At 50.7% G+C, this 23191-nt stretch carries 23 protein-coding genes; 5 read left to right on the forward strand and 18 right to left on the reverse strand.

The window, feature by feature from the left end:
* Positions 1-78: 78 nt before the first annotated feature.
* On the reverse strand, positions 79-570 hold the full coding sequence (locus tag BLW29_RS19705; protein WP_177186717.1) for an HPP family protein: 492 nt from the start codon (positions 568-570) through the stop codon (positions 79-81).
* A gap of 156 nt (positions 571-726) precedes the next feature.
* On the opposite strand from BLW29_RS19705, the gene BLW29_RS19710 reads away from it, so the two are divergent.
* The gene (locus tag BLW29_RS19710; protein ID WP_090982736.1) at positions 727-1173 is read left to right on the forward strand and encodes a DUF4395 domain-containing protein; all 447 of its coding nucleotides are present in this window, start codon (positions 727-729) and stop codon (positions 1171-1173) included.
* A gap of 61 nt (positions 1174-1234) precedes the next feature.
* Here the strand turns inward: BLW29_RS19710 and BLW29_RS19715 are convergent, their stop codons facing one another.
* Positions 1235-1630, reverse strand: coding sequence for a hypothetical protein (locus BLW29_RS19715; protein ID WP_090982738.1), 396 nt, complete (start codon positions 1628-1630; stop codon positions 1235-1237).
* A 179-nt stretch (positions 1631-1809) separates the two neighbouring features.
* On the opposite strand from BLW29_RS19715, the gene BLW29_RS19720 reads away from it, so the two are divergent.
* From BLW29_RS19720 to BLW29_RS19730, 3 genes are all read left to right on the forward strand, one after another.
* On the forward strand, positions 1810-2811 hold the full coding sequence (locus tag BLW29_RS19720; protein ID WP_090982740.1) for a Gfo/Idh/MocA family protein: 1002 nt from the start codon (positions 1810-1812) through the stop codon (positions 2809-2811).
* Position 2812: 1 nt separating this feature from the next.
* Positions 2813-3805, forward strand: a complete 993-nt coding sequence (locus tag BLW29_RS19725) for a Gfo/Idh/MocA family protein (protein WP_090982742.1) — start codon at positions 2813-2815, stop codon at positions 3803-3805.
* Between the two features lie 185 nt (positions 3806-3990).
* A complete protein-coding gene (locus tag BLW29_RS19730) occupies positions 3991-5028 on the forward strand; it encodes a CapA family protein (RefSeq protein WP_090982744.1) in 1038 nt (345 codons plus the stop codon).
* A gap of 96 nt (positions 5029-5124) precedes the next feature.
* On the opposite strand, the gene kynB is transcribed toward BLW29_RS19730, so the two are convergent.
* The 3 genes from kynB to kynU are packed head-to-tail and all read right to left on the reverse strand — an operon-like array spanning position 5125 to position 7959.
* On the reverse strand, positions 5125-5745 hold the full coding sequence (gene kynB, locus BLW29_RS19735) for an arylformamidase (protein ID WP_090982745.1): 621 nt from the start codon (positions 5743-5745) through the stop codon (positions 5125-5127).
* Between the two features lie 50 nt (positions 5746-5795).
* The gene (kynA, locus tag BLW29_RS19740) at positions 5796-6647 is read right to left on the reverse strand and encodes a tryptophan 2,3-dioxygenase (RefSeq protein ID WP_090982747.1); all 852 of its coding nucleotides are present in this window, start codon (positions 6645-6647) and stop codon (positions 5796-5798) included.
* Positions 6648-6672: 25 nt separating this feature from the next.
* Positions 6673-7959, reverse strand: coding sequence for a kynureninase (kynU, locus tag BLW29_RS19745; protein ID WP_090982749.1), 1287 nt, complete (start codon positions 7957-7959; stop codon positions 6673-6675).
* Positions 7960-8139: 180 nt separating this feature from the next.
* Between kynU and BLW29_RS19750 the strand changes: the two genes are divergently transcribed.
* Positions 8140-8754 carry a TetR/AcrR family transcriptional regulator gene (locus BLW29_RS19750; protein ID WP_090982751.1) on the forward strand — a complete coding sequence of 205 codons (615 nt, stop codon included), beginning with the start codon at positions 8140-8142 and terminating at the stop codon, positions 8752-8754.
* Positions 8755-9126: 372 nt separating this feature from the next.
* Here BLW29_RS19750 and BLW29_RS19755 read toward each other — a convergent pair whose 3' ends face one another.
* The 13 genes from BLW29_RS19755 to BLW29_RS19815 form a co-directional block, all read right to left on the reverse strand.
* Positions 9127-10884, reverse strand: a complete 1758-nt coding sequence (locus tag BLW29_RS19755) for a methyl-accepting chemotaxis protein (RefSeq protein ID WP_090982753.1) — start codon at positions 10882-10884, stop codon at positions 9127-9129.
* Between the two features lie 147 nt (positions 10885-11031).
* A complete protein-coding gene (locus BLW29_RS19760; RefSeq protein WP_090982755.1) occupies positions 11032-11877 on the reverse strand; it encodes an SDR family oxidoreductase in 846 nt (281 codons plus the stop codon).
* 109 nt (positions 11878-11986) lie between these two features.
* Positions 11987-13990 (reverse strand): glutaminase family protein, encoded by a 2004-nt coding sequence (locus tag BLW29_RS19765; RefSeq protein ID WP_090982757.1) that lies wholly within the window; start codon positions 13988-13990, stop codon positions 11987-11989.
* Positions 13991-14144: 154 nt separating this feature from the next.
* Positions 14145-14381, reverse strand: a complete 237-nt coding sequence (locus BLW29_RS19770) for a cold-shock protein (RefSeq protein WP_090982759.1) — start codon at positions 14379-14381, stop codon at positions 14145-14147.
* Positions 14382-14563: 182 nt separating this feature from the next.
* The gene (locus BLW29_RS19775; RefSeq protein WP_090982761.1) at positions 14564-14791 is read right to left on the reverse strand and encodes a helix-turn-helix domain-containing protein; all 228 of its coding nucleotides are present in this window, start codon (positions 14789-14791) and stop codon (positions 14564-14566) included.
* 108 nt (positions 14792-14899) lie between these two features.
* Positions 14900-15508 carry a glycerol-3-phosphate acyltransferase gene (locus BLW29_RS19780; RefSeq protein ID WP_256208734.1) on the reverse strand — a complete coding sequence of 203 codons (609 nt, stop codon included), beginning with the start codon at positions 15506-15508 and terminating at the stop codon, positions 14900-14902.
* Positions 15505-16614 (reverse strand): glycosyltransferase family 2 protein, encoded by a 1110-nt coding sequence (locus BLW29_RS19785; protein ID WP_090982763.1) that lies wholly within the window; start codon positions 16612-16614, stop codon positions 15505-15507. Before BLW29_RS19785 ends, BLW29_RS19780 begins: the two co-directional genes overlap by 4 nt.
* A 166-nt stretch (positions 16615-16780) precedes the next feature.
* Positions 16781-17458, reverse strand: coding sequence for a FadR/GntR family transcriptional regulator (locus tag BLW29_RS19790; protein ID WP_256208735.1), 678 nt, complete (start codon positions 17456-17458; stop codon positions 16781-16783).
* 51 nt (positions 17459-17509) lie between these two features.
* Positions 17510-18685: a trans-sulfuration enzyme family protein gene (locus tag BLW29_RS19795; RefSeq protein WP_090982764.1), complete on the reverse strand. Its 1176-nt coding sequence runs from the start codon at positions 18683-18685 to the stop codon at positions 17510-17512.
* 37 nt (positions 18686-18722) lie between these two features.
* Positions 18723-19550, reverse strand: a complete 828-nt coding sequence (locus BLW29_RS19800; protein ID WP_090982766.1) for a carbohydrate ABC transporter permease — start codon at positions 19548-19550, stop codon at positions 18723-18725.
* Position 19551: 1 nt separating this feature from the next.
* Positions 19552-20481: a carbohydrate ABC transporter permease gene (locus tag BLW29_RS19805; RefSeq protein WP_090982768.1), complete on the reverse strand. Its 930-nt coding sequence runs from the start codon at positions 20479-20481 to the stop codon at positions 19552-19554.
* Positions 20482-20578: 97 nt separating this feature from the next.
* On the reverse strand, positions 20579-21886 hold the full coding sequence (locus tag BLW29_RS19810) for an ABC transporter substrate-binding protein (protein WP_090982769.1): 1308 nt from the start codon (positions 21884-21886) through the stop codon (positions 20579-20581).
* A 277-nt stretch (positions 21887-22163) separates the two neighbouring features.
* Positions 22164-23165 carry an SPFH domain-containing protein gene (locus BLW29_RS19815; protein ID WP_090982771.1) on the reverse strand — a complete coding sequence of 334 codons (1002 nt, stop codon included), beginning with the start codon at positions 23163-23165 and terminating at the stop codon, positions 22164-22166.
* Between the last annotated feature and the right edge of the window lie 26 nt (positions 23166-23191).

Below are 23191 nucleotides of genomic sequence, written 5' to 3' on the forward strand. Positions count from 1 at the left end.
TCGCTTAACGGCAGAGTCAATTTTACGACAAACAAGAGCCGACCTGACGCGGCCGGCTTTCTTGCTTATCTATGCAGTTCAACTTGCAATGTCTCTGGAATCGACTGCTGCAGGTTTGTTTCTGAACACCAATGATAACGGATGACCGAACTTACGCTCCAGCACCTCCGCCAAGACAAGAGAGCCCATTAAACCAAGCAGCGCAGCGCATACCGATAGCGGAATCGCCCATAGATGCGGGGAATGCGAGAAGAAAGGAATTAGGGCAACTGCAGCAATCGGCGGTGCATTCCAATTAAATCTGCGGATTAACCAAATGATAATGACAGCATTCACAAACAAGGTGATCGAGCTCGGATAGAGATAGAACAGAACCGTGCCTATTAAAGCTGATACTACAGCGCCAAAGGTAATCTTACCCAGCTCCGACATCAGATACGTGCGAGAGAGAAACAGAAAACTAAATGCACCGATCGTCGGGAAAAACAGCGTATCCAGGAACGAAACATGCAGCGAGAGCCAGTAGAGCAGCACGACGTACAAACAAATAGCTAAAGACTTCACATTCATTAGGTCGTTAAGGCCTCCTAATCGTTTTACAACCTTTATTATTATAACGACCTCTCCCGTAAAAATCACCTGAAAAATAGCCATTTAAACCTACCAGTTAACTAGGTTTTAGTGTATACTGAGGATACTGATTCAACCTACAAGGAGGGCCTTAAGATGAGCAAACAACCGATTTCCCTTACTTATGAATGCGTAGACGATGTTCCTTTGCACCGCGTTCGCGGCAACCAGCTTGGTATCTTGCTTAGCATTATCATTAGTGTAAGTACGGGACAGTTGTGGATACTGGCACTTCCTCTAATCGTCCAGCTGATCAGCCGCACCTATGGCGTGAACTATAATTTATTCGTTCGTCTATTCGCACCGCTATTCCCTGTCAGTGCTCGAACGGAGAGCCGCGAGCTGCTCCGGTTCAACAATTTGCTGGCTATCCTATTCCTCGTTATCACATTGGCCGCCTATGCGCTCGGGATGCTGACGGCAGCCTATGTTGTGCTGGGCATGCTCACCGTAGCCGTAGTGCTCGCCCTTAGCGGGTTTTGCTTCGGCTGCTTCATGTACTTTCACTGGAAACAATATCGCTTGAGACGAAAAATATCCTAATAAATAAGTCAAACAGCCCGCCCCAGTGAATGGGGCGGGCTGTTTGGTCGTTGGATGAAAATCATCTTCTATATTTCGATAAGAAGACATGCTCTTTCTTCTGAACGACTTTCTCGCGATCTTGCATAATGTCATCTTTCAGTTTCGAGACACATTTGACACAGAGCTTCCCGTGGCGGGTAGGCTCCGAACAAAGGTCACAGGCATCGGATAAATTCGGGTAATCAAATAATTTAAGCTTGCCCTTGCGGATATACGAGCGAATCTGCTGCACGGGAACAGAAGTCTGTTCAGCCAATTGCTCGTTGGTAAGCTGGCGGTTCCGCCTTAAAACCTGCTCAATCGATGTAATTTGTCCATCTTCCTCGGCCGTGCATGCTGCACATAAATTACGCAGATTCTTCTGAAATACTCTTCCACAGTTGGGGCAATGCGCCACGTTTAGTTCTATAGCCATATCATAACCTCACTAGTATTGGTTCTTATGCCCTAATGATAGCATGGAGCATGGAAAAATTCACTAGAATTCCTAACTGGGTATGTTGCACTTTTCCCCCTATCCAATGGCCTGAACTTCGTCTAAAATGACAGTGAACCAACTCGGACTACCATTATTTTGCAAAGGAGCGCATGTTCATGAAAGTCGTAGTATTGGGTTGCGGCACAATGGGATACGTACACGCCGCCGCATTCAGCAAGATGCCCGGCGTCACGCTCGCCGCTGTGTGTGATATTGACGAAGAGCGCGCAGAACGCGTCGCTTCTTCACTTGGAACGACCTCCTATACCTCGTTCGAGGAAATGATGGATGCCGTCGATGCTGACGTCGTCTCGGTGGCTTTGCCTACTCCCTTCCACAAGGAATATGTGCTGAAGGTCGCCGCATTAGGCAAACATGTCATCTGCGAGAAACCGATCGCACCGACGGCCGAAGATGCGAAAGAAATGATCGCAGCTTGCCGCGCGCAAGGCGTGCGTCTGTTTGTCGGTCATGTTGTTCGTTTCTTCCCTGAATACGTGGATCTAAGCAAACGAATTGAATCAGGTGCCATCGGGACTGTCGGCGTCGCCAATGCGAAGCGTATCGGCTCCCATCCAGGCGACCACTCGTCTTGGTATGCGGATAAAGAAGCCAGCGGCGGCGTAATCATGGATCTGATGATTCACGATATCGACTACATGCGCTCCCTCTTCGGAGACGTGAAATCGGTTTATGCGCTTAACCGGACGGAGCCTTCCCTTGATTATGCGCTCGTAACGCTGCGTTTCCACAATCATTCCGCCATTGTTCATCTTGAATCGCACTGGGGATATCCGGGCGCATTCACGACAGCCGTGGATTTCGCCGGCACTTCCGGTGTTCTTCAATACGACAGTAGCAAGGCCAAGTCGCTGCAAGTTCGCCGCACGGAAGCTGCTGCTGCCGAGAAATCGGTTCAGGTGCCGCAAAGTCCATCCTATCGCGATCCGTATTTCATCGAGCTGGCTCATTTTATCGACTGTATCCGCAGCGGGGTAGAACCGATCGTGACGGCAGAAGATGCGAAGAAAGCGGTCGAGGTTGCAAGAGCTGCTATGGAATCGGCTGCTACCGGCCAATTAATCCGATTACAATCGACTACCGGGGAGGCACGCTAATATGACGACTACATCTATCTCGGTTGGCCTGCTTAGTTTCGCCCATGGTCATGCCCACAGCTACACCGGAGAGCTGCTCCGTCGTTCCGATGTGACTATCGCCGGTTTCTGGGACGATAATCAAGACCGTGCAAATTCCGTTGCCGCGCAATATGGCTTCCGCCACTACGAATCCTTGCAGGAGCTGCTTGGTGCGGGCATCGATGCCGTCATTATCTGCTCGGAGAACGCGAAGCATGCTGATCTGACGCTTGCCGCGGCTGCAGCTAAGAAACATGTCATGTGCGAGAAACCGCTCGGCATCTCCGTGGAAGAGATGGAGCTGATGATTCAAGCTTGCGCAGTGAACGGCGTTCAGCTAATGACCGCTTTCCCTTGCCGATACATCCCAGCTGTCGTTGAAGCGAAGAAATCGATCGATCGCGGCGATATTGGCGAGATCGTTGCCATTAAAGGGACGAACCGCGGCTCGATGCCGGGGGATTGGTTCGTTGTGCCTTCCGCATCCGGCGGCGGCGCCGTACTCGACCATACCGTCCATGTCATGGACCTGATGAACTGGTTCGTTCCATCCGACGTAGTCGATGTGTATGCAGAAGCAGCTACCCTGTTCCATCCGGAGCTCGAGGTCGAAGATGCCGGTATGGTGCATGTCCGTTTCGGCAATGGCGTAATTGCCTCCCTGGATCCAAGCTGGTCCCGCTCCCGTTCATTCCCGACATGGGGCGACGTTACGATGGAGATCATCGGTACGAATGGCGTCATCAGCATCAATTCCTTTGCGCAGAAGAATGACCTGTACAGCAATAACGAGTCGAAGGCGCAATGGCTATACTGGGGCGACGGCATGGACGCTGGTCTTGTGGACGCCTTCATCGACGCGATTCGCAGCGGCTCTGCCGTGCCGATCACCGGCGAAGACGGCTTGAAGTCGGCTCGAGTTGCGCTTGCTGCACTGGAATCAGCGAGATTGGAAGCGCCGGTTAAGCTATAGTATTGAATGAAGGAACCCACAGTCTCCGCGAGGATGCTGTGGGTTTTTGAATTGTCGCGCGTGCTGATTTTTAAAACGCCCAAATAAGACCTGTGTGGTTCGTTAGAGCGGAAAGCTACATACCATGTCTAGGGGAACCACCTACGCTACGCCGCCGTTAATGAGGAAAGGATGCGAAGTCTTCTATGGAATTTAAGCTCGCTGCTGTCGGGGATATTTTGATGATTGGGCCGATTCTGCGGTCTGCCAAGCAACAAGGGGACCATTACGCGTTCGAACCCCTATTCCAGAAGGTTGCTCCTTACCTCAAACAAGCGGATCTGGTCATTGGCAATCTGGAAACGCCGCTAGCCGGCAGAGAGACTGCCTATACGCGAGCGAACAACACCACAGGTTTCTCCATGTTTAACTGCCCGGATGAGCTCGCACCAGCCCTGAAGTCCGCTGGCTTCGGCGTCTTAACGACCGCCAACAACCACTGCATGGACCGCGGCAAGAAGGGGCTGATTCGCACCCTTAATGTGCTTAACGATAACGGTCTGGCTCACACGGGCACCTATGCTTCCGACCCCGGAGCCGATAATCATATCATTGTCGAAGTGAAAGGCCTCAAAGTCGGCATCGCCAACTATTCCAAAGGAACCAACAATATCCCCCTGCCTGCCGGAGAGTCATGGCGAGTAAACACCGTTACGCCCAGCACCTACGCCAAAACAGCTGCCCACATCCGCAGACTCGCGGGACAGGTCGATGTCGTCATCGTTTGCCTGCATATCGGCAAAGAATGCCGCCATGTTCCGCTCCAGCAATCGCGTGAGCTCGTGAATCTGCTGCTTGCGAGCGGCGCACACATTATACTCGGCCACCACCCGCATGTCCTTCAGCCGGCCTTTCATACCAAAGACGACCGCTTCGCCATCTACTCGCTTGGCAATTTTGCCTCCACCAGGCTCTACAAGAATGCTGCCACCAATTGCGGCGCGATTGCCCAACTAACCGTTGTACAAGACGACAGCGGCAAGGTGCGCGTGAAAGAGGTCAGCTACGTGCCCACGTGGACAACGAGACTGACAACATCAAGCGGCATAAGCTACAGGGTTCTCCCGATCCCTCAAACCTTGAAGAAGCCAGAACCCGGTCAATCCGCAGCGGACCGGCAACTAATGCGCCAGGTGTGGAAGAAGATGTCCCCTCTACTGGTTGAGAAGCGCACCCTCACCTGAACATGAATTCCATGCGCCCCCTACCGTGACCCTCCCTCGGAGAACAACAAAAAAGCCGTATCCCCAAACGGGATGCGGCTTCTATGTCTATATCAATCATTTCCTTAGCACCGCGCGAACCGGACTTCCATCCGCCTCGGTTAGCGGCAGCGGGAGTGCAATCAGCTCATAATCCCCCGGTTCAACATGGTCTAGGACAAGCCCTTCCAGAATGTGAATGCCATGCCCGGCGAGCTCATGATGAGCGGGTAGTTCTTTGCTGTCCAGCGGATCGACTGAGGGCAAATCCAGACCGATCAGCCGCACGCCATAGCCTGCAAGATACGCGGCCAGCTCTGGTTCGATTGGCGGTATCCACCCAGGAAACACATGCCTATCCTGCCACGCATCCGTACGAATCAGCAGCCTGGCAACCCCACCGAGTTCAACGCCGGCCAGATCACGCACGCCAATCGATGCAGGGTTCGGCAGATGAATGACTCTCGCCTGCCCAATATATAGATCAAGGTCTAGTTCGCTGACCCTCTTGCCCTCATTGTCAAAATGAAACGGCGCATCAATATGCGTCCCCGTATGAATGCTCATCACGATCTGACCCACATTCACGGACCCGCTCTCTTCTTTGCTCCAACTCACCTTATAGGAGAAGGGAGTGTCCCCCGGCCAAGTGGCGACCTTCTCATCCAGCGGCTGCGAAATATCGATCCAGTTGCTCATATCGCCTATATTCCCCTTCCTGCGTATCCCATCCCTGCCGCGCTCGGTGATTACAGCTTGGTGCGCATGCTCCACAGTTCAGGAAAGAACTGCTGATCCAGCGCTCTCTTCAAGTAGTTAACCCCCGACGAACCGCCGGTTCCCATCTTATTGCCGATAATCCGTTCCACAGTCGTCATATGGTTAAAGCGCCAGAACTGCTGCTGGCTGCCGATATCCACTAGCTTCTCTGCCAGCTCATAGAGATCCCAATATTGATCGACATCGCGGTAAACGGTGAGCCATGCTTCTTCCACACTGGCATTCGGCTGGTAGTTTTGCGACCAATCCCGGTCCAGTGCCTCTTGATCAATAGGTAAGCCGCGCGCTGCGAGCGCTCCAATAGCTGCATCGTAGAGGCCTGGCTCATGCAGTGCCTGCTGCATCTGCGCATACAGCTCGGTTTGATGCTTAAACACGGACAAGGTATGCACATTCTTGTTGCCCATCGCGAACTCGATCAACCGATTCTGATGCGACTGAAAACCTGAGGATGAGCCAAGCGCATCACGGAAGCCCATATATTCAGCCGGTGTCAGCGTCGAGAGTACGCTCCAGGACTGGATCAATTGCTGCTGAATCCGGGACACGCGCGCCAGCATTTTGAAGGACGGCTCCAGATCATTATTGCGAATGGACACCGTAGCCGCCTGAACCTCATGCAGGATAAGCTTCATCCACAGCTCGCTTGCCTGATGAATGATAATAAACAGCATTTCATCGTGATGGTCGGAGCATCTATGCTGACTTTCCAATATTTTATCCAGATGAAGATAGTCCCCGTAGGACATCGATTTGGAGAAATCGGTTTGAATATCCTTCTCAAGCTTCCCGCTGCCGTGCTGATCTTCATGGTTGTTCATGGTGTATGGCCCCTCTCAATGTTCGTTAGGCAACGACTTCGCGTTCATTCCTAAACTGTTCATATTCCTTGTCGACCATGATTCGCTTCAGCTTCTGAACGACTTCCCATACCTCGGTATAGGAGTTGTAAAGAGCGACCGGCGCCAGCCGAATAATATTAGGTGCCCGGAAGTCCGGAATGATACCGTTATGTTTCAAGGACTTGCATACCCTTGCCGCTTCCGGATGCTCCAAGCTGACGTGACCGCCACGCCTTGCATCGTCACGCGGGCTGCCGATCTCAAATCCAAATGCGCCTAGCTCATGTTCAATTAAGTCAATTAAATATTGATTAATATGAAGCGACTTCTGCCGAATATTCGCAATGCCCGCTTCCGCGAATATCTCCAGCGCACCAAGTAACGGCGCTAAGCTTAGCACATGAGGCGTTCCGATCTGATACGCCCCCGCTGTTTCCGCAGGTGTCAGCGTATGCTCCATATCGAATTGTTTATCTTTGCGCGAGCCGAACCAGCCGGCTAAGCCGGGGTTCTTGCCAAAATGCTTCCGGTTGACATAGAGCCCGCCGACGCTGCCCGGCCCGCCGCCAAGATGCTTATAATTGCACCAATAAGCAAAATCAACCTCCCACTCGCTGAACGAATGTGGAATCGCTCCGACAGAATGACAACCATCGAAGCCAATAAGAATGCCGCGCTTATGGGCCTCCTCCGTCAAACGCTTCATATCCAGGATCTGCCCGCTGCGGTAGAGCACCGTCGGCAGGACGATCAACGCAATATCACCCGTCATCGCCGCGATAATATCGTCCTCTTCCAAGAAGCGGCCGTCACGGCTCTTCACTCGCACAAGATGCGTATCGGGATCATAACCACGAATACGAAGCTGGCTCTGAAGCGCGTAAATATCAGAGGGGAATGTCAATTCATCCGCCAAAATCTTACTGCGCTCTCCTTGCGGCTCATAGAACGTAGCGACCAGCTGATGCAGATTTACCGTCGTAGAACCGGTAACGATCACTTCCTCCGGGGAAGCGCCGACGAGTCCCGCGCTCATCTCACCGAGCTTCTCCGATAAAGTGAACCAAGGGTGATTGCCTTGCATCCAGCCGTCAATCCCGTGCTCCCTCCAGTCCGCGAGCGATTCCAGCAGCGTACGCTCTGCTCTCTTCGACAGGAGCCCTAAGGAGTTTCCATCCATATAAATCGAATCAGGCTTCACGTAGAACTCTTCGCGAAACCTCGCAAGGTTATCATCAGCATCTAATTGTTTAGCGTAATCTAGCGTGGGTTGAAACGAATTGGTTTCCATAGCTGCTCCCTCATTTTCACAGAATAATCGCTTGCTGAGGTGATCATATCAACCAATATGACATCGTGTCAATATGTTCAAACTGGGCAAACGGCACGCTTCTCCGACGTATGGACGAACCTTTCATTTTCTATCCGTTTCTTATATTCTAGAAGGGTATGGACGGAGGGGGAACACGAGATGGCCACAGAGAAAACGATAGATAAACGACACTTGCGCTCCGCGCTGACTCGCCAGAAGCTATTGGTTGCGGCCAAGCAGGTGTTTCTGGAGGAAGGGTTCCATAAAGCGACCATCTCTCAGATGATTCATGCCGCCTCAATCGGATATGGAACAGCTTATGTTCATTTCCAAGGAAAAGAAGATTTGTTAAGCGTATTAATGGAAAATGTCATGGAGCAGTTTTATGAAATTGCCGCTATTTCCTTCGTTCCGGCTACGCGAGAGGAAGCGGTTCACACCATACGCAAACAAACCTTAGCTTTTCTCTTAATGGCCGAGGCAGAGCGTCATATGATGCAGGTTTTCGAGCAGGCAATCGGCATCTCAGCTGTCATCTCCGACAAGTGGAAGGGCATCCGCGAGAAGTTTATTCAGCGGATATCCAGCGACATTGCCTATTCGCAGTCGCATGGACTGGCACGAACCGACCTCAACCACCTGCTGATCGCACGCGGCTGGTTCTATACGAATGAAATGTACCTGTGGGAAATCGTTCGAGGCGAGCACCAAAGCTCGGTCGAGGAAATCGCCGCCAACATTACCGATCTTTATACGGCGGGACTGTATCTCTGATATCGAGACCGCATATACCCCCATTGCTCCAGGGCATACGTTGTCTCAAAGAAAATGTTGCCTAATATGCAACAAAAGTAGTGTTTAGTGGTCATGTAGATTGGAATGTTGCGCAATATGCAACATTTGGCCTCGATTCTGCCCTGGAATGCCCATCCTCAGTGGAAATGTTGTACTTCGTGCAATAAAAGTGGTTTTTGGAGGCTGGGGACGGAGTAATGCTGCAGTTAATGCAACATTCTGGCACGACATCCCTCTGCGAAGCTCCTCTTCAAATAAAACCGGCCTCTGCAGCGAATGCAGAGGCCGGTTTCTGTTTATGTTCGATATCATCATCTGTTGCATCCGACAACCGGATGTGGCAATCACTTCTTATAGTTTAAACTTCTCAATCGCTTCTTCCAGACCAGAGCTTCGCAGCTTCAGCTGCTCCGTTGTAACGGCAATTCGCTTGGTCGCTGCCAGTTGATCGGCCGACATTCTCTGAATCAACGCGGTGTTGTCCGCAGCTGTACTTGAGATTTGCGAAATTTGCTCTACCGATGCCGCAACCTCTTCTGAACCTGCCAGCACTTCCTCCGCCGCCGCGGAGATCTCCTGGATCTGACTGTTCACCAGATGGAATCGATCCACCGTCTGATCAAACATCATCTCCACATAACCGGACAGCTCCGTGCTCCGGTTCATCTCTGCGCTGCCTTCCATCATTTGCTTGCCGATATGAGCCGACTCCTGCGCAATCTGCCCAAGAAGCGAAGTGATGTGAGCAGCAGACACAGAAGAAGCTTCAGCCAGCTTACGCACCTCACCGGCTACAATGGCAAAACCCGAGCCATGCTCTCCCGCTCTTGCCGCCTCAATGGAAGCATTCAGTGCCAATAGCTTGGTTTGATCCGCAACACTCGAGATGGAAGCCAGTACCGGCTCCATCTCATGCATGAATGCATTTAGAGCTAAGACGGATTCATTCGTCTGCCTTGCTACATCGGAGATGGAAACCACTTGCGACCTTAGCTGGTGAATGGAATTACGGCCCTGCTCCGCGGAATCAAGCGCTTCTATAGAGGCACTCGATACTTGAGATGAAGCCTCGGATACGCGCTGAATTGCGTATGTAATTTCCTCCATGGATTTGGCGCTTTCTTCCGCTCCGATACGCTGATGCTGCGCGCCATCCGCCAATTGCGAGATGGATAGCTCGAGCTTCTCGTTCAAGTCGACCAACTGTCCCGCCTCCGAGCCGAACTGATCGGTGGAATGAATGAGATCCTGCGTCGTTACCTGCATATCCCGAACTACATTGCCTAAGGTCACGCCAAGTCTGTCGCTCATTTTGTTCATCGCCGTGAAAGCTTGTCCGATCTCATCGGGCGAGCTTACTCGCATGGCGCCAAGATGTCCTTTGGCAGCAGAGAAGTCTCCTCCGGCCATCGCTTCTGCCCCTTTTACGACAATCCTTAAAGGCCTTAATGCACGGGAGAGGAACACGGTAATGAAGATAAAAACAAGCAAAATCACAATACCCATGACGACAAATAACGGCGTACTGGATGTCAAAACTTCCTTATAGATGGTCGTCGATACCGAAATATCCGTATCAATGCCAATTGCGCCAATGATTGTACCTGATTCATTGCGAAGCGGCGCATAAGCTGAAATATAAGTCCCATATTCGGGATTATGAATAATGCCGGATTTGGCTGATTTCCCTGCTAATACTAACGCTATGGCATCCTTCGGCATATCAGTCACTTCACCGATCGGTGAAGCATCCTCATCCGCTTTAGGCTGACCATCGATTAGAATAATCGGTTCCCCTTGCTCATTAATTTGAATCGTATATACGTACAAAGCGCCGATTCGCTGTCGATAGTCATTCATGTCAGCGCGAATTTGCCAATAGAGATCATTCTCCTTAGCATCCTGCGCATACGTCTCGTATTGCTTCACATCGAATTGTCCCGCATAGGCCTCAGCTGTATGCATGCCAAAGCTGCCGATCGCTTCTTCGCTTGCTTTCCTCGTGTTCTGCACTTGCAAGTAAATCAAAGTGGTAGACAGGATGACGAGAGTAGCCAAAATAAGAACAGATAACTTCACTGCCAGCCGGCTTCTAATGCTTAAGAACATGATACGTATACTCCTCCTGCAGACCTATGTAATTGTTTACCTATTAGTCTACCACAATTTCCCGGCCAAAACTCCCCAAAAAATCCCATAAAACGACAAAAAACGACCCTAAAGGGTCGTTTCGTCCTCACAATTAGGCTTCCCGCCTTAATCTTCGATCCCGAGCTGCAGCTTGCGTATTCCGCGCACGCCGTCCAGTCCGGTAGGATCATTCTGCGTCTTGTGGTGAGCAAACTTCTCCGCCCGCTCGGAGGTGCGGATGCGCAGCGGCTTCTCTTCCATCGCTACCAGTTCCCACATCACTTCTGCAACCGCGTCTGCGGACTGAGGCTCGGCGTTGCGGCTTAAGAACATCTTCGTATATTGATCGATGATTGGCTTATACTCATCCTCCAGAATGCCGCCTGTGCTTGCAACATGCCCCAGAACAGATTGGGTGAAATTCGTTGCGATCGCACCTGGCTCAAGCAGCGTCACATCTATATTGAAGAAAGGCTTATAATAGGTGGCCAAGCTCTCCAGCAAGCCCTCTACCGCAAACTTGCTCGCGCAGTAGATTTCATTCATCGGCTGACCCACCAAGCCGCCGACACTGGACGTTGCAATAATATGGCCATGACCGGCCTTCTGCATCATAGGCAGTGCAGCTTGAATCGTATGCATAACGCCATACACGTTCGTGCCGAAGATATGCTCGATTTCCTGCATGGGCGCTTGCCCCAGCGCGCGGAGATAGCCGATGCCCGCATTGCAGAACAACACATCGAGCTGCTTCTGCTCCCGTTTGATCTCATCGATTACAGCACGAATCGCATCCGGATCCGTAACCTCCATTTCGCGAAAATGGAGATTGTCATACCGTGCATACTGCTCTTGATCCCGCTCCAACTGCCTCGTACCGGCATATACCTGCCAGCCGTTTTGCGCAAACTTAAGCGCAGTTGCGAGTCCAATGCCTGCAGAACCGCCAGTTATAAGTATGGTTTTGCTCATCGCTTTGGTTTCACCCCTATGTTATTCGATTGCTGTTTAGGAAATAGATAGAGGGAGCCACCTCGGCCCCCTCATCCAATATTCCCTTATCGTTATCTATTCAGCCGTACTATGCTTTCATGATTCCTTTGTCTTTCAGCACCTTCATCGAGATGCCTCCTACTACGCTGCGATGCTGGAAGTTAAGCGGTCTTGCCGTCAACGTATCGGTCCAGTCAGAGAACATGACGCGGTCCGGCGTATCGTTCAGCATCTGCCAGATCGGTTCGATTAACGCAGTGAATGTTTCTTGTTCGTCAGCCAATGCTGCTGACCATACCAGCCAATCCGACTTCGTATAGGTAGCTCGGCTATCCAGCGGTGTACCGTACTTGTTGCTCTGTTTCGAGTACCAAGCCACTTCCTTCCGGATCATGGCTTTATCGAACAGCTCCGTGCCGAACAATTGATCCCAGATCAAATTATATTTCAAGCTCCAGCTGCCCTCTTGCCCGAACGCCAGCTTCGTGTGATCGCCATCATCAGCAAGCGCTCCCCACTGATCCGCCATTTCCTTCGCCGCATTGCGGTAGCGAGCGGCCTCATCAGCCTCGCCCTGCAGCTTCTTCAGAATCGAGAAGCTCGCAACGCCCATGATCGCTTTGACAGACAGGTTCGCATTGCGGGCCAGATGGCCGGCAAAATCATCCGTACACAGCTGATTCTCCGGATCCAATCCATGCTCAAGCAAGTACTCCGCCCACTCTGTGAAAACATCCATTTGGTCGAAAATATACGCGCGATTCCCGCCTGCCAAACAAACCGCTGCAGCCATAACCAGCATGTTGCCGCATTCCTCAACAGGCATTTGACCATCTCTGGAATTCTCGCTGTACACCTGACCATTGCCGATTGGATACTGCCCGATATCATGCGGCGCAAATTCGAACGGCCACTTATCGCTTCTGGTGTACTTCATAATCGGACGGATCATTCCCTCAACCAGCGCTGGATTGTAGAGCAGGAATAGTGGCATCGAAGGGTAGCTGACGTCTACGGTTGCCATACAGCCGTTGCTATAGCATTCTTTGGACAGGAACAGCAGCTCTCCATCTGTATCGGTGACCAGCTTGTGCGCCGCAATCGCCTGGCGATAAGAAAGCGCCAGAAGATCCGCGTATTTCTCTCCGCTCGATTGTACGCCATCCGTCAAAATCACCTGATCAAATGCAGCGCAGCGCTCCATTAACTCGTCGTATTCAGCGAAGGCAGCCGAAATCATATCGTCTGTGCTTAGGCCATTTCTCTTCCAGTAAGCCTGCAGCTGATCGCCGAAATAAGTCACGGCGTACACATCATCATAAGCCAATACGGCCAGCTGAGATACCGGCGACGCGCCAACCTCACCTAGATCATAGACGAGTGCCATGACCGGATTCCCTTCTGCTACCACTTGAGGTGAAGCAGCTGGTTCGTTCGTTAGCTTCTCGTTACGTACGAAGAGTTTACGCAAATTAGCCGAATGCAAATAAGCATGCGTTTGCTCCGACTTCTGCGTGGTTAAATAGAAGTGACCCCAATCGATGCGATGATCATCGCCGGACCGATTCATATAGTCTTGTTTCTCATGACTTATTTTCATCACCAGCAGCTCATTGTTCTCGTTAAGCCCCGAGACGACGGCCTGCGAAGTCTGATCCACGCACCACTCGCCGGTTACGTCGAAATAGACACTTACGTCATGCCCTTGTCCATCCAGGGATTTCACCTCGAAGGCCACATAGGACGCCGGTCTCGACAGCACATCCAAATCCTCCAAAAGCAAAGGCGTCGTGAACCGAACAGTCAATTCGATGCCGGCAGCTTCAAACGTATAGATCGTGCTGAGCGGCGTGACCTTCAGGCTGGTTTGCGTAAGTGCCTGCGGCTCGCTATAATAACGCTCCGCTCTCGGTTCAACTAGACCTGCAAAGCGATATGGCACTCCATCAATACGAATAAGCCCTGTCATGGCATGTCGTTGTCCTGTCCAATGGCGGGTGAAATCATCGGTTAAACGGTCAGCAGTTGACCATACGCTGAAATAAGGATCTACCGTTACTAAAGGTACTGCAGCTGGACGAATCGGATTCATAATTGGAACATCCTCTCATGGATATGTATATGAAAACTATAATGTATATATAAAACATAATATATATACGTAATTTTGTATATAGGTAAATGAGAACTGGGCAAAAGAAAAATCGCAACAAAAAAGCCGACCATGCAGCGGTCGGCTTTGTTCATTACGGCTTCGGCGTTACGTTCTTTAACGCTGTCTTCAGTTCGGAGCTGGAGTTATGCAGAATGGGGAGATCTTTCATACTGTTAGTCATTGGAGATTTACATTGCGCGCATGTCGGAACTTCCTCAAACGAGTAATTATTCCTCATCCAACCATTGCAGCCTTCCTTCGTGCATGACCAAATGGCTGTCATTTCATACGGTAAATCCTCAACGGGTCTCTTCCGTGAAAAATACATGAGCAAATCCTCCCCTTCGTAACCTCATAAAAAAAGTCACATACCGAATCAGGCAACACCGCACCTTTTCGGTATGTGACATAAAGTCTCATATCTAATACGTGATCAAACTATACCACACTATCGCTTAATTAGCGAAAGAAACCTTGTCCCAGAGCCTATATAGTGCTACCAGTTCGATCTTACTTCTGCGCAAGAATTTCATCGATTTCGCTCTTGAGGAGCAAGTAGCGATGGACGCTTCGCATGATCGGAACCTTGGTTAGTTTATGTTTCTCTACGTACACCTTCATATGATCCTTAGAGAGGCCCAGCAAACTGCCGGCTTCCGTCACGGTTAACACAACTTCGTTGCTAGTTGCGTTGAACGTTTCCTTCACTTTCAAATTCCAGTCGTTAAACTCCTGCATAGTAAGTAACCTCACGTTTCTGTTTCATCCAATATTTCATTATACCATGAAATCGGAACCAATCCTAAAGCAAAAACAGGAAATGTAAGGCAATACTTAGCTAATTCATCACTCCATTCGTTTGAGCACAACAACGCGCAGCTCTCTTCGATGGGAATAGACGAGCAACAGCAAATTGATCATTCCGAAGAGAAGGAACGCGCCGGAATACTTCGCAAAGAACAAGAAGATCACCAGCAGCAGCATGCCGAGCACAACTTGAAAGGCATCCGCTTCCGAAGAGGATGCCTTTCCTCTGCTGAGCAATCGGCCCGACAATAGGAGTACGGCCAGAATAATGGCATAGGCGAGCGATGCCGCGAAGCCCGTCAAACCGCTCCATACACCGAATGAAACTGCGATCGCTTTGCCTCCCTTCCAGCGCAAGAAGGGCGAGAAGATGTGGCCGAGAATGGCCGCGACAGCCGGAAGGACGATACCCGATCCTGTCGCCGCATTCGTATGCACAAGCCAGAATATCGGGACATAACCCTTCAGAAAATCGAGCGCAACACCGGTCAACCCGTACGTATAACCGGCCGCTCTCCACAAGTTCAGCGCTCCGGGATTGCCATCGCCATGCTCCTTTAAATTATGCTTCGCCATCAAGCCAAGCCAATAAGAGAACATCAGCGATCCCGATAGGTAGGATAGGATCGTCCATAGGATTATCATCATTTTCTCCGAGCTCCGACATCAATACTTCGACCTTTCCAAGCCACTCGTCCAAAGAAAACAACCTGGTAAAGGGAATACAGCATGATCATCAGAAAGAATACCGTGCTCAAGAAATGAACGGCAGGCAGCCATTTGCCGAATCGACCTGTATAATGAACCAAATAATAAATTTGCACGGTGTAGAGAACGTACCCAATCGTGAGCGGCATTCCCCATGAGGTTCCCAGGAAGAACGGAGTCGCCTCCACCACAATTAATCCGATTAACCACACCGCCACGAGCAGTGTTGTCCGCAAACTGAGCTTGCTTGTACTAAGCACGGCCCCTTTGCTGAAGCCTTCGATTTCGCTGCGAATGCCGCCGGGGTACATGCGAAAGGATACCTTATCGTACCCAATGTAATTCACGACCGGGATGCCCGCTTCCATAAATTTAGCGCCTAGATTCAAGTCGTCCAGCAGCTCGCCCTTAATGCCTTCATGACCTTGCACCTTGTCATAGAGCATTCTGGTCGTGAGAATACATGACCCGTACAGCCCTTTCGTCGCATTCGTCCGTTCCATGGGTGATGTGAACGCGAACAAGCCCAGGAGGTTGGGGATTAGCGCCAATTTCTCATAGAGCTTCTCTGCCTGATGATACGGTACGACCGAGATCGTCCCGCCGACCTGTTCTCTCGCCGCAATGAGTGCCTGAAGCGCATCCGGCGCGAGCCGGACATCGGCATCCAGAAATGCGATCAGCTCTCCCGTGCTCTGCAAGTAGCCGTTCCAGACCGCCCAGTTCTTACCTGTCCATCCCAAGGGCAGCTCGGGACTGGCAATCACTTTGACGCCATAGCTCTCTGCAATCGCTCTTGTCTGATCCTCGGAATGATCGTCCACGACGATAATTTCGATCTCTTCTATAGTCTGGGCTCGGAGTGAACGCAGCAAATGCGGCAAGTTGCCTTCTTCATTCCTAGCCGGGATAATGACGGACAGCTTCTGCTGCTTTCGCTGCTGAGGGGGATGATCTTGTAGATCGACAGGGATTGTATTTCTACGGAACAAAATCAATCCCGCAGCACACGCTCCCATCAGCACAGCAATAATCAACATCCCCATTCCATTACCCCCTAGGACTTGTTTTATGGCTATAAGTAGAATATATGGCATCCTTGTATGGATCTATGAACTTATTTCGGTTAACACCAATTAATCCCCTTTTTTATTGCGCATCCTTACAAAACAAAACCCACATCCGTATACAGATGCGGGTTTACAGCAGCAGTCAGTAGGCCTTGATGATATTCTCGATGCAATCCATAAGCTTGTTAAACTCAGCCAGTGCCTGCTCCGCGTCATGAACCGCGATCGCGGCGAACATGGTGTGGTGGAACTCATACGTTTCGTCGAACAGCTTCTGTTCGCCGAGCGGTTCATTGAAAAACTTCTCGTACAGCGCAGATATAGACTCCAGCACGCTGGCGAGAATGGGATTGGACGCCGCACTCATAACGCCACGGTGGAACGCCAAGTCGATTTGCGAAGTAGGTTTCCCTAATTCTTTCAATCGGCTGTATTCCTCCAAACAGGCCGTCAGCTCATCAATTTGAACCTGCGTAATCCGCTGGGCTGCTAATTCGACTGCCTTTCCCTCCAGCGCCCGGCGCACATCTAATATCGAAAGCAGAAATCGCTTCTCGTTTTCTATTTTGATTTTACCGGCAAACCGATACGTGCCTACATCACGGACGAAGATCCCCTTTCCGTTAGCGACGGTGAGAACATCAATCGCCTCCAGGTAGCGCAGCGCTTCTCGGAGTGAAGAACGACCAACGCCGAACATCTGCGTCATCACCTCGGCCGATGGAAGCTTATCTCCCTCCTGAAGGCCTTTCTCTTCAATATAATTTTGAATTTCCTGCGATACCAGCTCAGGCATCAATTGCCGTTGGATCTTAGCCACATCGAATCACTCCCCGCATTTACGAATCCAAGTTAGTAGAAGGCTCTGTCCCTACATCTGTAAATCACTGACTTGCGCCCAAGCCTGATCCAAGTCACGGATCAAATCGTCGACGCTCTCCAATCCGATATGCAGTCGAATCAGGCTGTGCGCTTCTGCCGCACAAGCCGCAAAAGCCGGATTAACGATGACGAGTGACTCGAAGCCGCCCCAGCTGACCCCGATCTTGAACAGCTTCAGCTTGCCCGCCCATTCCCGCATCTTCTCCGGCGACTCGGCAGATTCGAACGAAAACAACCCGCTCGAGCCGTTCATTTGCTTTAGGCCAAGCTCGTACTGCGGATGCGAAGGGAGCGCAGGGTAATTGACTCGCACAACATAAGGATGGCCGGCCATATGTGTCGCGACCTTCAGCGCACTGCGCTCATGCCGCTCCATGCGAAGGGGCAGCGTACGCAGGCAGCGAGTAACCAAGGCAGCAGTGTGCGCCGTCATGATGCCGCCGAACAGCATATATTCTTCATCTGCAATTCGACTTATGAGTCGCTCCGATCCGAGCACAACACCGGCAACGCTGTCGCTTTGCCCTGAGATGTACTTGGTTACGGAGTGCACGACGAGGTTGATGCCAAGTTCCAATGGACGCTGGAATACAGGCGTAGCCCAGGAGTTATCAGCGATCGTGACGATGCCGCGGCTGCGGGCAAGCTCCGCACAGGCTTTCAGGTCCTGCAATTGGAACAGCATCGAAGTCGGGCTTTCCAGATAGATCAGCTTGGTTTCCGGGCGAAGCGCCGAACGAATGTTGTCCATCTGGCTTCCGTCCACCAGCGTCGATTCAATGTCGAAGCGCTTCAAGTACTGGGTCACAAACGTTCGCGTCGGCCCGTATGCCTGATCCACGCAAACAATATGGTCACCGGCCTTCACCGACGAGAGGATCGCAGCTGAGATTGCAGCCATCCCCGAAGCGAAGCACTTCGCCATTTCCGCATGTTCCAGTTCGGCCAGCTTATCCTCTAAATACCGAACGGTCGGGTTATTTCCCCGCGAATAGACATGATGGGTCTGTGATTGCTTCGTCGCCTCCTGAAATTTGTCGTACGTTTCAAAGGCGAATAGGCTTGTTTGATAGATCGGTATATTAATCGATCCGTGATGTCGTTCATCGACGGCGTCATGTGCCGTCACGGTGTACTGCCATTCCCGGTCATTCTTCTCAGTCATCCGTTACACGCCTCCTTCCATCCCTGTATGCCGGCCGTTATCCCTTAACAGCCCCCTGCGTCAACCCTTCGACGATGAATCGCTGCGCAAGGGCGAACAAAGCGATCGTCGGAATGACGGACAACACGGTTCCGGCCGACATCGCGCCCCAGTCCACATCAAACTTCATGACGAAGGAATTCATGGCCACAGGCAGCGTCTTCAGCGATTCATTATCTATGAATAGGACCGCCATAAACAGTTCGTTCCAGTTCTGCACAAAGGCGAAAATAAAGGTGGCTGCAATCCCATTGAGCATGACTGGCATAATGACACGAATCAGCGCCGACATCCGGGAACAGCCATCGATCATCGCTGCCTCCTCGAGGCTGGACGGGATTCGCTCGAAAAACCCTTTTAACAAGATGGTCGAGAACGGAATCAAACCGACCGTGTACATCAGAATGAGCGAGGATCGCGTATTAATTAAATCCAAGCGGGACATGAGCAAATATAGAGGGGCCAGCGCTACGAAACCTGGCAGCATCTGCGTCAGGAAGAATCCCAGCATGATCTGCCGGTGACCGCGAAATTTAAATCGGGCCAGCACGTAGGCGCTGAGTACCGCAATGCAGACCACAACAGCGGCAGCGCTGAGCGAAATCAGCATACTGTTGGCAATATAGATATGGAATTTTGAAATTTTGATAATGTTGATGTAATTTTGAAAGCTCAAATGATCAGGCCAGTATTTCAGCGGGAAAGAGAAGATTTCTTTCTGCGGCTTCAGGGATGTGATTACGATCCAATAGAGCGGAAACACCATCACCATTAAATAGATCGTCAAGAAGACGACCTTCATCGCTTTCGACAAGTGCCGCTTCATATTAGAAGTCCCCCATTTTCTCAGATCTCGTCACGGTTAAATAAAAGATCGTATAGAGCATGAGAATGCCGATCATGAGGATACCGATTGCGGACGCCGCGCCATAATCGCCGCCGTACATGATTTTGTCAAGCATCAGGGAAGACAAAATATGCGTCGAGCCAGCCGGCCCGCCGTTCGTCAACCCATAAATAATCGAGGGATCATTGAATATCCAGATTGCGCGCAGCAGCGTAGTCGTAATGACTGTCGGCATAATATAGGGCAATGTAATGTTCACCAGCTTGCGTGCACCGTTAGCGCCGTCCATGCTTCCCGCTTCGTAGAGCTCGGATGGCACCGACTGCAGCGCCGCCAGCAGCATGATCGCAAAAAAAGCGATCCCATACCATATATTCGCAACTATGACCGAGGCCATCGCCCAATTGGGATCCGACAAGAAGCCGATTCGCTCCTGAATGATTCCGGTTCGAAGCAGCAAGTCGTTGATGACTCCGATCTGTGAATTGAACATCCATTTCCATATCAGACCAATCAGAAATCCGGACAACGCCCAAGGATAGAAGACAAAGCCCTGGAAGATTCCCCGCCCGCGGAACCGTTTGTTTAATAGCAATGCGACTGTCATACCGATCGTAAATTGTGAGATAAGGGAGATGAATACCCAGTAGATGCTGTTAATTGAGGCATGTTTGAATTTCAGATCTTCAAACATATTCGTGAAGTTGTCAAAGCCGATGAAATGAACGTCAGTCAGATCGAAGAGTTGATAGTTCTGAAACGCCATCACAATACCGCGCAAGAAGGGATAGTAGGTAAAGACAAGCATCAGGACCACAGTAGGCAACAAACTGAAAAAGATGAAGCCGCGCGGCGAATTCCGGTAACTGGCCTGCACTCGCCCAATAATGGAAGGCTGATCATCTTTCATGAATCGCACCACCTTATTCAGAGTTAAGTGGTAATGAGGGGTGACTGCTCATGACTGCTCATGACTGCTGGTCACCCATCATCCCTTGTGCATCCATTTATTTTTTCAAATTTGCTCGTTGATCCGCCCAGAACTGATCCCATTGCTTCAAGGTATCATCTACCGATACTTTGCCCAGCAGCATCGATTGACCGCTTTCCATCGCAATTTGTCCCCATTGGCCGATGCCCGGATATTTCGTGTTCGCTTTCAGGTTCACGAACTCATCCGGCTTACTGGACATTTCAAGCAGCGACTTATACATATCCGTTTGGAAGAATGCATCTTCGCTAGCCGTGGAATGAATAGGAATAAGGGCCGTCTTTTGAGCGAAATACGTATTTTGTTCCGGACTCGATAGGAAGGCGATCAGCTTAAATGCCTCCTCCTTGTTCTTCGAGTAATTCGTGATCCCCCAGCCTGCGCCGCCGGTCGCCGTGAACGCCTTACCGCTTGGCCCTCTTGGCATTGGAGCCGTGCCAATGGTGTTGACATCCATTTTCTCCATTAAAGCCGGGATAGCGTCAGGGTCTTGCAGCAGGATACCGGTGACTCCTGATGTGAATGCTTGAACCTGCTCTTGGTAGCCCCAGTTAATCGAATCTTTCGGGGAACCCTCGTTGTAAAGCTTCACATACAGTTCAAGTGCTTTCTTCGCTTCCGGCGTGGAGTACATCGACTTACCGTCTTTAAGGAAATTCGAATCATCATGATCGATATTATCAAAGTTGTAGTTCATAATAATCGTATCCGGTACGCCGTTAGCGCCTGCTCCCCCGCGGAACGAGAAGCCATAACGGTTCTTACTTGCGTCTGTCAGCTTAATCGCGGCCGCAACCATCTCTTCATAATTCGTCGGCGGCTGAATGCCCTTCTCTTGGAACCAGTCTTTGCGATAGAACATCTGACGCTGATACATGCCGTTCGTGATAAAATACAGCTTGTCATTCAGCGTTGCCACCGATTTGGCTACGTCGACTTCAGTTCCATAATCGGACCAGTCTTTCACGTAGTCATTAAGCGGCTCAAGGTAGCCATTATTGGAAAACTCGGAAATGGTGGAATCGCGCACTTCCAACACGTCTAGATCCTGCTTCGCTCCGAGAATGGTTTTGATTTTATTGTCGGCTTGGTCAAAAGGAGGCGAAATCAATTCAACTTTAATATTCGGATTGGCTGCTTCAAACTTGGAAATCATCTCATTCAAAACCGTTGTTCGGGCTGGACTCGTCAAGCTCTCGATCATGCGCAGCGTGACCTTCTTCCCTGACCCGCCGCCGTTGTCGTTACAGCCTGCCATTACGCCTACAAGCAACACACCTGCGACCGCACCGAATAGCATCTTTTTCTGTTTCCCTGCCGCCATTTCACTAGCCTCCTTTTGGTATAACAAGCCTCCAACTTGCATGCGATTCTCTTCCATATCTTCCAGGCATACACTCTGCCTGTCTGATAGCATCAGTGTAATTGAAAGCGCTTTATCCTACAATACATTTTCTCAATTTTTCCAACTTTATTTTGATTTTGAAAATTAAGGTTATTAATTAATGCCGTTTACGTTCTCCAAACAGACAAAAACCACATTCTCAGCGAATGTGGTTTTAAGCTTCCTCTGCTGCGTTCAGCAAATCGTCCAAGTTACACTAGCCCAGTTTCTGGCCGCAATTCGGGCAGAAGTTGGCTCCTTCATTCTTGGCGCCGCAATTGGGACAGAAGTTCGGCTTCTTGCTGCCTCCCGCGGACGAAGGAACCGCTGCTGTGTCTGAGCTCTTATCTGCCTCAGCTTGCTGATTCTGGTTCTGCTGGTTCATATTTTTTAGCATTTCGCCAGCGATATTCATGCCCATCATCATACCGGCCATATCCGCGGCAGCCCCGCCTCCCTGCACCTTCCCGGATGAGATGCCATCGGTCATGCTCACCTGCTGATACTTCTGCAAATTGCCGATCATCTCATGCGAAGCCGTCTTCGTAATCATGTCCTGAATCTCTTGCGGGTAATTGAAGCTCATGACCTGGAAACCGTTGATCGCGATACCGATATCCATCAGCTGCATATCCAGATCCTCGCGAATTCCCTTCGCAATGTCGGATGCATTCGCCTGCAGATTGAACATATCCTTGCCCTCTCGGCTGATCCACTTCATCAGCAGCTGATCCAGCACGGCAGTGATTCGGATTTTGACATCCTCGACCAAATAATCTTGTCTGACTCCGGCAATCTTATCGATCAGCGCCATATAGTCGCTCACTTTGAACGTAAACGTACCATTCGCACGGATCGGCATCCCGCCCGGAAGCTGGGGGGTTGGAATCAGTACCGGATTCTGCGTTCCCCATCTTACGGTAAACTCCTTCGTATTCACGAAGAGAACCTCTACCCTCATGCCGCTGTTGAAGCCAAATTTGAACCCTTTCAGCGTCGACAAGAAGGGAATGATATCCGAATCGATCTGGAAGGAGCCTTCATCCTTGAAAATCCCCTCTACCTTGCCGTTATTCAGAAATACAGCATCTTGACCGGCGCGAATTACAAGCTTGCTTCCCTTCTTGATCTCCCGGTTGTTCCACTTCCAGAAAATCATATCATCCCTAAACTCTTCCCATTCCACAACGTTTGCGAACTGATTCCCGAAAAGCCCCATGCCATTCCCATCCCTTCTATAATCCG

This window comes from Paenibacillus sp. CF384 (assembly GCF_900106745.1).
GTDB lineage: Bacteria > Bacillota > Bacilli > Paenibacillales > Paenibacillaceae > Paenibacillus_Z.